The organism is Pseudomonas sp. P867 (assembly GCF_019891455.1).
GTDB lineage: Bacteria > Pseudomonadota > Gammaproteobacteria > Pseudomonadales > Pseudomonadaceae > Aquipseudomonas > Aquipseudomonas synxantha_A.
In genome coordinates, this window is record NZ_JAFLXB010000003.1 from 417,678 (window position 1) to 430,237 (window position 12,560).

The 12,560-nt window shown below is 59.4% G+C and carries 10 protein-coding genes; 2 read left to right on the forward strand and 8 right to left on the reverse strand.

The genetic code is table 11. The annotated features are described in order from the left end of the window. From cyoB to hmpA, 4 genes are all read right to left on the reverse strand, one after another. On the reverse strand, positions 1-2,019 hold the full coding sequence (gene cyoB / locus J1G33_RS08320) for a cytochrome o ubiquinol oxidase subunit I (RefSeq protein ID WP_005791254.1): 2,019 nt from the start codon (positions 2,017-2,019) through the stop codon (positions 1-3). A gap of 3 nt (positions 2,020-2,022) precedes the next feature. Continuing rightward, positions 2,023-2,964 carry a ubiquinol oxidase subunit II gene (gene cyoA, locus J1G33_RS08325; RefSeq protein WP_005791256.1) on the reverse strand — a complete coding sequence of 314 codons (942 nt, stop codon included), beginning with the start codon at positions 2,962-2,964 and terminating at the stop codon, positions 2,023-2,025. A gap of 792 nt (positions 2,965-3,756) precedes the next feature. Next, positions 3,757-4,263, reverse strand: coding sequence for a disulfide bond formation protein B (locus tag J1G33_RS08330; RefSeq protein WP_032879561.1), 507 nt, complete (start codon positions 4,261-4,263; stop codon positions 3,757-3,759). A 221-nt stretch (positions 4,264-4,484) separates the two neighbouring features. Then, positions 4,485-5,666 (reverse strand): NO-inducible flavohemoprotein, encoded by a 1,182-nt coding sequence (gene hmpA, locus J1G33_RS08335; RefSeq protein WP_223017919.1) that lies wholly within the window; start codon positions 5,664-5,666, stop codon positions 4,485-4,487. Between the two features lie 147 nt (positions 5,667-5,813). On the opposite strand from hmpA, the gene norR reads away from it, so the two are divergent. Then, positions 5,814-7,358, forward strand: coding sequence for a nitric oxide reductase transcriptional regulator NorR (gene norR, locus J1G33_RS08340; protein ID WP_148852672.1), 1,545 nt, complete (start codon positions 5,814-5,816; stop codon positions 7,356-7,358). Positions 7,359-7,372: 14 nt separating this feature from the next. Here norR and J1G33_RS08345 read toward each other — a convergent pair whose 3' ends face one another. Beyond that, a complete protein-coding gene (locus J1G33_RS08345) occupies positions 7,373-8,275 on the reverse strand; it encodes a DMT family transporter (RefSeq protein WP_032879555.1) in 903 nt (300 codons plus the stop codon). Positions 8,276-8,411: 136 nt separating this feature from the next. Between J1G33_RS08345 and J1G33_RS08350 the strand changes: the two genes are divergently transcribed. Beyond that, a complete protein-coding gene (locus J1G33_RS08350; RefSeq protein WP_223017920.1) occupies positions 8,412-9,287 on the forward strand; it encodes an AraC family transcriptional regulator in 876 nt (291 codons plus the stop codon). A gap of 403 nt (positions 9,288-9,690) precedes the next feature. Here the strand turns inward: J1G33_RS08350 and J1G33_RS08355 are convergent, their stop codons facing one another. From J1G33_RS08355 to J1G33_RS08365, 3 genes are all read right to left on the reverse strand, one after another. Then, positions 9,691-10,602 (reverse strand): SDR family oxidoreductase, encoded by a 912-nt coding sequence (locus tag J1G33_RS08355; RefSeq protein ID WP_032879553.1) that lies wholly within the window; start codon positions 10,600-10,602, stop codon positions 9,691-9,693. Between the two features lie 130 nt (positions 10,603-10,732). After that, positions 10,733-11,635, reverse strand: a complete 903-nt coding sequence (locus J1G33_RS08360) for an alpha/beta hydrolase (RefSeq protein WP_032879552.1) — start codon at positions 11,633-11,635, stop codon at positions 10,733-10,735. Next, positions 11,635-12,417 (reverse strand): class II aldolase/adducin family protein, encoded by a 783-nt coding sequence (locus J1G33_RS08365; protein ID WP_005791271.1) that lies wholly within the window; start codon positions 12,415-12,417, stop codon positions 11,635-11,637. The genes J1G33_RS08360 and J1G33_RS08365 overlap by 1 nt, the downstream gene beginning before the upstream one ends. Positions 12,418-12,560: the final 143 nt, after the last annotated feature.

Here is a 12,560-nt window from a genome sequence, read left to right on the forward strand (position 1 = left end):
TTAAGCCTGTTCCAACGAGGTTTCTACACGGTTGGCCGGAATCTTCTTCTCGGCTACCAGGCGAGCGTGCTGCTCGGCTTCGATGCGTTCGATCGTTTCGACCGGCACCATGTAGCCTTGATCATCACGGGCAGCGTGAATGATGAAGTAACCGATAGTGCCCACCAGGCTCGCGATTGCCAGCCACCAGATGTGCCAGATCATCGCGAAACCGAACACGGTCAACAGCGCACCCATCACCACGCCAGTGGCGGTGTTGTTTGGCATGTGGATCGGCTCGTAGTGCTTGGGCTTCTGGTACGCAGTACCGTCTTCCTTGGCTTCGGTGAAGGCATCAATGGTGTTCGCAGTCGGGATCACAGCGAAGTTGTAGAACGGTGGTGGCGACGAGGTCGACCATTCCAGGGTGTGGCCGTTCCATGGGTCGCCGGACTCGCACATGTTCTTCTTGCGATCACGCACACTGACGTACAGCTGGATCAACTGGCAGGCGATGCCCACAGCGATCATCACCGCACCGAACATGGCAACGTACAGGTACGGTACCCACTCAGGGTTGGTGGTGGCGTTCAGACGACGGGTCATGCCCATGAAGCCCAGTGCATAGAGCGGCATGAACGCGACGAAGAAGCCCGAGATCCAGAACCAGAATGCAGCCTTGCCCCAGCCTTCGTGCAGCTTGAAGCCGAACGCTTTCGGGAAGTAGAAGCTGAAACCAGCGATGTAGCCGAATACCGCACCACCGATGATCACGTTGTGGAAGTGCGCGATCACGAACAGGCTGTTGTGCAACACGAAGTCAGCACCCGGGATGGCCAGCAGTACGCCGGTCATGCCGCCAATGGCGAAGGTCACCATGAAGCCCAGGGTCCACAGGACCTGGCTGGTCATGCGCAGACGACCGTGGTAGATGGTGAACAGCCAGTTGAATAGCTTCACCCCCGTCGGGATGGAAATCAGCATCGTCGCCAGGCCGAAGAAGGCGTTGACGCTGGCCCCCGAGCCCATGGTGAAGAAGTGGTGCAGCCACACCATGAAGCCCAGTACGGAGATCGCGCCCGATGCGTAGACCATCGAGTGGTGACCGAACAGGCGCTTGCCGGTAAAGGTCGAGATCACTTCGGAGAAGATACCGAACGCTGGCAGGATCAGGATGTACACCTCAGGGTGACCCCATGCCCAGAACAGGTTCACGTACATCATTGGATTGCCACCAAGTTCATTGGTGAAAATGTGGAAATCCAGGTAACGGTCAAGCGACAGCAGCGCCATGGTAGCGGCAAGGATCGGGAACGAAGCCACGATCAGCACGTTTGCCCAGGTGCAGGTCCAGGTGAAGATCGGCATGTCCATCAGTTTCATGCCAGGGGCGCGCATTTTCAGGACGGTGGCCAGGAAGTTGACCCCCGTCAATGTCGTCCCGAGTCCTGATAACTGCAGGGCCCAGATGTAGTAGTCCACACCCACGCCCGGACTGTATTGCAAGCCCGACAATGGCGGATACGCAACCCAACCGGTCTTGGCAAATTCGCCGACGCCCAGGGAAACGTTGATCAGCACCACGCCGGAAACCAGCAGCCAGAAGCTCAGGGAGTTCAGGAACGGGTAGGCAACGTCACGCGCACCAATCTGCAGCGGCAAGGCAAGGTTCATCAAGCCGGTGAAGAATGGCATCGCCATGAAGATGATCATGATCACACCGTGGGCGGTGAAGATCTGGTCATAGTGTTCAGGTGGCAGGTAGCCAGGCGAACCCTCGGTGGCCATGGCCAACTGGGTACGCATCATGATGGCGTCGGCAAAACCACGCAACAGCATGACCATGGCAACGATGACGTACATGACGCCGATTTTCTTGTGGTCGACCGAGGTCAGCCACTCGGTCCACAGGTAGGACCACTTCTTGAAGTACGTAATACCCGCAACCAGTGCCAGACCACCCAGCGCGATCATGGCGATGGTCACCATCACGATCGGCTCGTGGAATGGGACCGCGTCCCAACTTAATTTACCAAACATCGTTTACTCCTCTGCCCCAGCAGTTGAATGCGCGCCTGTATCAGAACCTTCAACCGCGGCCACTTCTTTCTTCTCGTGCTTGACCGGCTTGCCTGGCTTCATACCTTCGTACTTGTCGACGATTTTCTGAAACAGGTCCGGCTCATACGCGGAGTACAAGGCGACAGGGTTGTTCTGGCTTGGTTTGGTCAGGGCGTCGTATTCAGCTTGATCAAGCTGTTTAGGTGCGGCCTTGACTGCAGCTACCCAGGCGTCGAAATCTTCCTGGCTTGTCGAGATCGCTTTGAATTTCATGCCGGTGAAGCCAGCGCCGCTGTAGTTGGCGGAGATGCCTTCCATTTCAGCTTTCTGGTTGGCGATCAGGTGCAGGCGGGTCTGCATGCCTGCCATCGCGTAAATCTGGCCACCCAGTGCAGGGATGAAGAACGAGTTCATCACGGCGTCGGAGGTGATCCGGAAGTTAAGCGGGGTGTGCTCCGGGAAGCGGATCTCGTTGACGGTGGCGATACCCAGGTCCGGGTAGATGAACAGCCACTTCCAATCCAGCGCGACCACTTGGATGTTCACAGGCTTCACGTCGGATTCCAGTGGACGGTACGGGTCCAGAGCGTGGGTCGACTTATAGGTGATGTAACCCAGGGCGATAATGATGAGGATCGGGACCAGCCACACCGCGATTTCGATCTTGGTGGAGTGCGACCACTTCGGCGCGTAGGTGGCGCTGGTGTTGGACGCGCGGTATTTCCAGGCGAAGGCGAAGGTCATCACGATCACAGGAACCACAACCAGCAACATCAGCAGGGTAGCGGTGATGATCAGGTTTCGTTCATCCAGACCGACCTGTCCTTTTGGGTCGAGCAAGGTCCACTTGCAGCCTCCCAGCATTAAAAACATGCCAAGCAGCGGCAAAAAGCCTAGTAATCGGGGGTACCTGTTTTTACTCATCTCACGACCTCTAAAGCAGCTTGCGCAATGCAGTTGGGTTTTGATCGCCAACACTTCACCCTGCCAAGGGTTGGCATTTCTCTTCGATTGAATAAGAGCCTGCCCGACACGTCATAACTGTACGTTTCACGGACCTGCAGTGAGTTCTTATTCGATTTCGTGGCTAAAGGCCTTGTTACAGACCAATTCCATTTGGTGCGGATAGTTGAAAGGCTGCCGGAACCTGGGGTCGCACAGAGCCTTCCATCTGCTCCTCGACCGCTCCAATGCTCAAATATTGAACAGCACCGGACATTCAGTGCGGGCGATTGTAGTTAGCTAGCGATGTATAAACCATGTCTTATAAAGAAATAATTTTTATCGATTCCAGCAACAATCCTTCACCAAAGTTGCAAAGATTCGCGATCTTATCGCGTTCGATTCTCAACAAAAACCACAAAAATTGCCGTGTTATTGGGCAGATTGCCACTTCCCTTACAGCCTGTAAGGGCATGACCAATGGATGCAAGTGCCCATAAACCAAGGGATTCGCAGATCCATCAAGCTCTCCAGACTCGCGCCCGTCACGGCACGGCCAGGCCCACGAACTGACAGCACAATTTGTGCGCCGGGTGCAAATTTAAGGGTCGATTCGGCGGGTCAGAAACGTCCTGCGACAGCGTCCGTGTGACAACATGTCGCACGCTGCGCGCACCTTAAGTTGCCCCTCGTCACAGCGCTTTCACAAATCCCTACAAACCAAAACGCTCCGGCCTACTCAAGAAGGCCGGAGCGTTTTGTCGCTGCGAGGGGTCAGGCTTTGGGATGACGGTTGCGGTAGATACACAGGGGTACCAGGACCACTGTCAGCACGAACGCCACCAGCGCCCATTGGGCCAGGGACAGGCCGAGGATCGGCGGGTAAGGGGTGCTGCAGAAACCATCGACCTGGAACCCCAGGGGAAACACTTTGGCCAGGGGCAGATCATCGACGATCGGTTGCAACACATCGATGCCGCAGCTGACCTGAGGAAAGAACTGGGTGTACACATGGTGGCCGGCGGCGGCCACGCCGCCCAAGGCGCTGAGCACCACCAACCCTTCAAAGAAGGTCACCGCGCCTTTGGTGCGCATGGCGGCACCGATAAACGCGAAGACCGCAATCAGCAGCAAGGCATAGCGTTGCAGGATACACAGCGGGCACGGCGCTTCGCCCAGCACCACTTGCATGTACAGCGCGCCGCCAATCAGCGCCAGGCAGATAATGCCCAGCAACACCAGAAAGCGCCGCTCCCTGCCCAAACGCATGTCGTCAATCATCCCCGTCTTTCCCTTTCTCTGATTATGGTTGTGCCTGATGGCAACAAGTTTACACACAGGCAGTGGTTAAAACAGAGAGGGGTTAACAGCGGATTAATCATGGTAAATGTAGTGATTATGCGGACGCCACCGCGGGCAAGCCCGGCTCCCACAGAGAACGCATTCCAATGTGGGAGCCGGGCTTGCCCGCGATGATGCCGATACGGTCAATGGGCTAAAATCTATTCAAGCGCCGCCGCCGGGCCGAAGAACTCATAGCGAGCCTGCTTATCCGGCACACCCAGGGCCTTGAGGTGACGCTTGATCGCCGCCATGAAGCCCTTGGGCCCCAGGAAGTACGCATCGATATCACGGTCTTCGGGCAACCAGGCCGCCAATTGCTCCTGATTGAGCATCCCGACCTTGTCCGCCGCCGGGCTGATACCGTCATCCTCGGCGTAGCAGTAGAAGCGCTTGAGCTGCGGGTGCTTGGCCGCCAGGGTGTCCACCCAGTCACGGAACGCATGCACCCCGCCATTACGCGCACAGTGAATAAAGTGCACCGGCCGCTCGCTCGCCAGGGCTGCTTCGAGCATCGGCAGGGTTGGCGTAATGCCCACCCCGCCGCTGATCAGCACCAGCGGCTTATCGCTGGCAGCCAGGGTGAACTCGCCCGACGGTGGAAACAGGTCAACCGTTGCGCCAACGTGCATCTGGTCATGCAGGTAGTTGGACACTCGCCCGCCGGCTTCGCGCTTGACGCTGATGCGGTACATGCCGGTATCGGTGAGGGCCGACAGGGAATAGTTGCGACGCACCTCTTCGCCGTCGAGGACCAACTTCAGGCCGATGTACTGGCCGGGCTCGGCAGCCAGGATCGGGCCATTGTCCACTGGGGCAAAATAGAAGGAGATGATCTCGTCACTCTCCTCCACGCGCTTGACCAACAGGAATGGTCGCGCCCCCCGCCAGCCGCCGGGCGCCTGGGCTTTTTCGTCGTAGATGGCCGCTTCGGCACCGATCAAAATGTCCGCCAACTGGCCGTAGGCCGCGCCCCAGGCACTCATCACCTCAGGGGTGGCAATCTCGCTGCCCAGCACTTCGGAAATAGCCCGCAGCAAGCAGGCACCCACAATCGGGTAATGCTCCGGCAGGATCTGCAAGGCCACGTGCTTGTTGATGATCTTGGCCACCAGGTCACCCAACTGGTCCAACTGGTCGATATGCCGCGCATACATCAGCACGCCATTGGCCAAGGCCCGGGGCTGGTCGCCGCTGGCCTGGTGGGCCTGGTTGAACAGCGGGCGGACTTCGGGATACTCGGACAGCATCATGCGGTAGAAGTGGGTAATCAGTGCTTCGCCGCCGCTTTCCAGCAGGGGCACAGTGGATTTGACGATGGCACGGTCTTGGGCACTTAGCATGGCAGACTCCTGGGTCTTTTTACTCATTACCTTTAGGTAGTCAGTATTCGTGCCAACTAATAAATTCCTAATTTTCAACAGCTTAGATATTTTGTAGTCAATATGACTTCTTACGCTTTATAGTCATATCGACTACAAGGAGTCATTATGACTGCAAAATCGCTGCTCACCGCCCTGCTGCCGCTGGTCGCCGACCTGTCCCGCGAATTGCCCGAAGGCGAGCGCTACCGCCGCCTGCTGCAAGCCATGCGCGCCCTGCTGCCGTGTGATGCCGCCGCGCTGCTGCGCCTGGATGGCGAATGGCTGGTGCCGCTGGCGGTGGATGGCTTGAGCGCCGATACCCTGGGCCGCCGTTTCAAGATCAGCGAACACCCGCGCTTTGAAATATTGCTCAGCAGCCCCGGCCCTACCCGCTTCGACAGCGACAGCCAATTGCCCGACCCCTATGACGGCTTGGTCGCCGGTTTGCACGGCCACCTTGAAGTCCACGACTGCATGGGCTGCCCGCTGTTTATCGACGACCAGCCCTGGGGCCTGCTGACCCTTGACGCCCTCGACAACGAACGCTTTGAACGGGTCGAACTGGACGCGCTGCAAGCCTTCGCCAGCCTGGCCGCGGCCACGGTCAATGTGGCTGAACGCATTGAGCGCCTGGCGCTACGGGCCGAGGACGAGCACCAGCGCGCCGAAATCTATCGCCAGGCCAGCGGTCAGCAGCACAAGGAAATGATCGGCCAGAGCAAAGCGCACAAACGGCTGGTCGAGGAAATCAAGCTGGTGGGCGGCAGCGACCTGACCGTGCTGATCACCGGCGAAACCGGGGTCGGCAAGGAACTGGTGGCCCAGGCGATCCATGCCGCGTCATCGCGTGCCGACAAGCCGATGATCAGCCTCAATTGCGCCGCGCTACCGGAAACCCTGGTAGAGAGCGAGCTGTTCGGCCATGTGCGCGGTGCTTTCACCGGCGCGTTGAATGAGCGACGGGGCAAATTCGAACTGGCCAACGGCGGCACGTTGTTCCTGGACGAAGTGGGTGAACTGTCATTGAGCGTGCAGGCCAAGCTGCTGCGCGTACTGCAAAGCGGCCAGTTGCAGCGCCTGGGCTCGGACAAGGAACACCAGGTGGACGTGCGCCTGATTGCCGCCACCAACCGCGACCTTGCCGAAGAGGTGCGCAATGGCCGCTACCGCGCCGATTTCTACCATCGCCTGAGCGTGTACCCGCTGCAAGTGCCGGCGCTGCGTGAGCGCGGACGGGATGTGCTGCTATTGGCAGGCTTTTTCCTCGAACAGAACCGGTCGCGCATGGGCCTGGGTAGCTTGCGCCTGACCAGTGACGCCCAGGCGGCGCTGCTGGCTTACAACTGGCCGGGCAATGTGCGCGAACTGGAACACCTGATCGGACGTAGCGCGCTCAAAGCCTTGGGCAACTGTCGCGAACGCCCGAAGATTCTCAGCCTGAGCGCCCAGGACCTGGACTTGCCTGACATCAGTGCAGCGGTGATTGATGTACCAGTGCAAGCCGCGCCCATCGCCACTGGCGACCTGCGCCAGGCCACCGAGCACTATCAGCGCCAGATCATCAGCGCCTGTCTGGAACGTCATCAGCACAACTGGGCCGGCGCCGCCCGCGAACTGGGCCTGGACCGCGCCAACCTTGGGCGCATGGCCAAGCGCCTGGGCCTGAAATAGACCAGGCAACTCGGTTAAATGTGTTTCGCTTGGAAAACCGGGTTTACCGGTTTGGGTTTACGAAACACCAATACATTCCCCAACATCACCAGCACCAGCCCCACCAACGCCGGCGCCGTCCACTGGTAGCCCTCGGCGAATGCAGACACATTCAACGCCACCACCGGAAACAGCACGGTGCAATATGCCGCTTTTTCCGGCCCCATGCGGCCGACCAGGGTGAGGTAGGCGGTAAACCCAATCACCGAGCCCGGGATCACCAGGTACCACAGCGCACCGATATACCGTGCGCTCCAGTCCATCTCGAAGGGAATGCCACGCACTGCGCAATAGGTCGCCAACATGGCTGCCCCATAGGCCATGCCCCAGGCATTGGTGGTCAACGGTTTGAGCCCGGCCTTCTGTTGCAGGCTCGACAGCATATTGCCCGCCGAAAAACACAGCGTTCCCAGCAGCGCCAGGCCCAGCCCGAGTAAGGTCTGCGGGCTGGCGGTATGCCCGGCCAGTTCCGGCCAGAACAGAAAGCCCAGGCCCAGCAGCCCCAGCGCGCCGCCCGTCAATACGTTACGTGCAACCCGCTGGCCGAAAAACACCCGGGCATTCAGGGCATTCCACAAGGTCGCCGTGGAAAACACCACGGCGACCAGGCCACTGGGGATCCACTGGCTGGCGGTGAGAAAGCACATGAAGTTGACGCAGAAAAGGCACAGCCCTTGGGCCAGGCAAATCAGGTGCCCGCGGCGGTTCATCACCTGCAATTTGCGGCTGAGCAGCAACAGCGCGAACAGCACCAGCGCCGCCAGGCCGAAGCGATAGACAATCGACACGGGAATCGCCACCACGCCCAGTTGCCATTTGAGCGCGATCCAGGTGGTACCCCAAATCAGCACCGTGAGTAAGTACAAGAAGAGGTTCATAGCAGGCTCCGACGATTGAGCCACAGTGTTGCGGTTAATCGCCCTGAGGTTCTTGCACATTCTTGCGCTTTTGTCGGGTGACGGGCTCACAGCGCTCGCCGCCGGGAGTAGGATGCAAGGCGTCGGAGAACACACCATGCCAGAGCTGGAATCGCTGCACGTCTTTCAATCCCTCAACCGCTCGCCCCACGCACGCCTGGAAGCCTGCGCCGAGCTCGGTGACGGTTTGTCTGCGGCCGTGTGGAGCAACCACCACGATGCCCAGGACTATCAGGCGCCCAGCCATCACACCTTGTCCTGCTATATCGGCGGCGGCACTGGCACCTTTCGTCGCGACCGGCCGGGTACCAAGGGCGGCCCCGACAAATTGTGCATTCTGCCGGCCGAGCACCAGTCGGCGTGGGTGATCAATGGCGAGATTCGCCTGGCCCACGTGTATTTCAGCCCGGAGCAATTTGCCCTCGGCTGCGTCACCCTGCTGGACCGCGAGCCGCGGGAATTGCAGTTGCGTGAGACGACCTTCCTTGAAGACGCCCGCCAGGCCCGGCGCTTTCACCAGCTGATTAGCCTCAACTGGCTCGAACCCGCAGAGCGCTTGCTGACCAGCAGCCTGGCCCATGAGTTGCTCAGCCACACCCTGCTCAACCAGGTCGGCGTACGCGAGGGCCTGCGCCTCAAAGGCGGGCTGGCGGCGCACCAACGGCGGCGTCTGGTGGAGTACATCGACCACCATGTCGAAGACCCCATCAGCCTCGGCCAGTTGGCATCGATGTGCGCGCTGTCGGAATACCATTTCGCCCGGATGTTCCGTCAGAGTTTCGGCGTGCCGCCCCATCAATACCTGCTGGCACGCCGTCTGGCGCGGGCGAAGACCCTGCTGCGCAGCAGCACGCTGCCCCTGGGTGAAGTGGCTTTGAGGTGCGGTTTTTCCAGCGCCAGCCATTTCAACCAGCGCTTTCGCCAGGCCTTGGGGGCCACCCCGGGCGAATACCGCCAGGCATTACGCGCCTAGGCCATCAAGCCCAGCGTCGTCGCCTTGGCCACCGCCTGTGGCGTGAAGATTGCGCATGAATGGGGTGGATAGGGCGTTATCAGAAGAGTCGATGAACGCCGCACAACTGTTGCGTAATTGGTAACAGTCCTTGTCCTGAACTGCTATTACTCATTTTGTTACAAGCGACTATTCTTACCTCGCTTTCAGGGCAAATGGCCCGCTCCCTGCTGGGGGAGAACAGCAGATTTACAACGGATTGATCCCGTATTCAGTCTGTTACCGGTGTTCACTGACGTTGATTTGTCGCTCCTTGATCCAACGTCTTACTTCGGCCGCTGCTTATGCAGCGGCCTTTTTTATGCCTGAAATAAAAAGGGGCGTCATCGACGCCCCGCGAGATTCAGTGATGTTCCGGCAATGATCAGAGGCTGAACTTCTGCAAGTTGGCCATCATCTCCTTCAATGCCTCAATGTTGTCCTTGGGATGTGCAGCCCCTTCGAAATCACAGATCTGCTGCCAATGCGCCGCCACTTCGTCCGGCGAGAAGCCCGCTTCGGGATCAAACCCCACCCCCAGGCTGCGCTCCCAACGGGTCTTGCCGATCCAGCCGCCACCCACTTCGAACAACCCTGAAGTTTCCTGGCAGGCTTCACTGCCCAAATACACCACCAACGGGCTGACCAGTTCCGGCTTGAGCCGCTCGAATACCTGGGGCGGGATCAGCCCTTCGGTCATGCGCGTACCGCCGGTAGGGGCGATGGCGTTGACCAGGATATTGTTCTTGCGCCCTTCCAGCGCCAGGGTGCGGGTCAACCCATACAGGCCCAGCTTGGCCATGCCGTAATTGGACTGGCCGAAGTTGCCGTAGATGCCTGACGTGGAGGCGGTGAAGATCACCCGGCCATAACCTTGCTCGCGCAGATGGGGCCAGGCGGCACGCGTAACCTTGTAGGCGCCTTCGACATGCACCCGGTAAACCAGATCCCAGTCGCTGTCGTCCATCTTGTGGAAAGTCTTGTCGCGCAGGATCCCGGCGTTGTTGACTACCACGTCGATCCGGCCGAAGACATCCAGAGCGTTCTGTACGATCTTGTCACCGTCGGTGACCGAATCATGGTTGGCCTCGGCAATGCCGCCTGCCGCGCGAATCTCTGCTACCACCCGGTCGGCCGCCGAGGCGTTGGCGCCCTCGCCCTGGGTGGAGCCACCCAGGTCATTGACCAGCACTTTGGCTCCGTGCCTGGCGAACAGCAGTGCATGAGCACGGCCCAGGCCACCGCCGGCACCGGTGACGATCACGACCTTATCCTGGAACTGCACTGATTCACTCATACCGAACTCCGCTGGCGACAATGGGAATAGGCAGAGTGTCACGCACAGCGCCTTTGGTCACAATAAAGACGGCCGAGGCTGAATGGTGCTCGATAAGGCAGCAGGATGATACCCGCTGGAGAAGCCAGGCTCAGGAATAGACCGCTTGCGGCGAAGGCTGGCCGATGCGATCACGAAAGGCCTGGTAATGCCTGAGCACCTGCACCGGCGCCTCGATCTGCGGGTAATGGCCGATATCGGCCAGCAATACCGTGTCGGCGTGGGGCACCAGTTGCTCAAAGCGCTCGACCATATGGCCGCCGGAAATCGGGTCCACCTCGCCGTCGATCACCCGCATCGGCACGCTGCCGTGCTGCATGGCGGCCACCCAGCGATCACGCAGGCGTCGACGCTGGGGAATGTAGGCGATCAGTTTGTGCAGGATACGCGGCCCGTCGTTGCAACTGATCAGACTCCAGAAATCATCCAGAGCGCTTTCACTGGGCCGCGTTCGCGGGCCGAATATCTGGCTGAAACTGCTGGCCAGGGCATTGCGCCCATAAGCCCGGCCGATCATCCAGCCCAACGGGCTGAGCAATAACTTTTGCACCAGGGTGGGACGGTGGGTTTCCGGGAACAGCCCGCCGTTGAGAAATACGCAACTGGCCATCTGGAAGCGGCCTTCGTAATGCCGGGCAAGTAACTCCTGGGCGACACTGTCGCCATAGTCATGGGCCAACACATGCACCGGCTGCTCCACTCCCAGGTGTTCAAGCAACGCCTGTTGCAAGTCGGCTTGCTCCAACAGGCAATAGTCGTGGTTCAGGGGCTTGGCCGAGTCACCAAAACCGAGCATGTCGCAGGCAATCACCAGATTGCGCTGGGCCAGGGGCTGCCACAGGTAATGCCAATCCCAACTGGCGGTGGGGAAGCCATGAATAAGCAGCAGAGGCGTGCCCTGCCCGGCCACCCAGTAACGCAGGGTACGGCCACGAAAGACGAAGTCCTGGCCGCGTTTGCGCCAGGCTCTGAGCGGTATCTCGGCGAGTGGCATCAGCTTTTATACCCGGGGTTCTGGTGGTCCAATTTGCGCAGCAGCGCCGGCCAGGCCAGCGCACCTCCCATACCTTGGGCGCTTTTTGTGACAGCCGCCACCATCGCCTTGGCGCCAGCCAGGATTTGCGGCTCGATGGCAATCAGCTGCGCTGCGCCGTTTTGCGCCAGCACCTGGATCTCGCAGGCGCGCTGGAAGGTGAACATCATCAGGAAGGTATCGGCGATGGTGCCAGCACAGGTCAGCAAGCCGTGGTTATGCAGCATGAGGAAATTGTTTTGCCCAAGGTCCGCCTGCAAACGGGCTTTTTCCTCATGGTTCAGCGCTACGCCTTCGTAGGCGTGATAGCCGAGGCTGGACAGCACAAACAGCGACTGCTGACTGATGGGCAATACGCCTTGCTTTTGTGCGCAAACCGCCACACCGGCAGCGGTGTGGGTATGCAACACGCAGGTCACGTCATGACGCACTTCGTGGATGGCGCTGTGGATGGTATAGCCCGCGGGGTTGATCTCGTAGGGGCTGTCCATTTGCTTGTTGCCGGCCTGGTCAACCTTGACCAGGCTTGAGGCCGTGATTTCGTGGAACATCAGCCCATAAGGGTTGATCAGGAAATCTTCCGTGCCCGGCACCTTGGCCGAAATATGCGTGAAGATCAGATCATCCCAACCATGCATCGCCACCAGGCGATAACAGGCCGCCAGGTCAACGCGGGTTTGCCATTCGGCAGCACTGACCTGGGCTTTGATGTTTTCTGGCGATGATGCAGGGGCTAGGCTCACGGCAACGTCCTCCTTGGCGCACTTGTTATTGTGTCTAAGTGAGAGCCAGTCTAGTCAGACGCCGTGGCACAAGGAGTTGCCTTCGCAGCCAGCTTGATGACTGAGCGAGTCAGCCAAGAGAATAGTACAACGGCCGCCCCTTC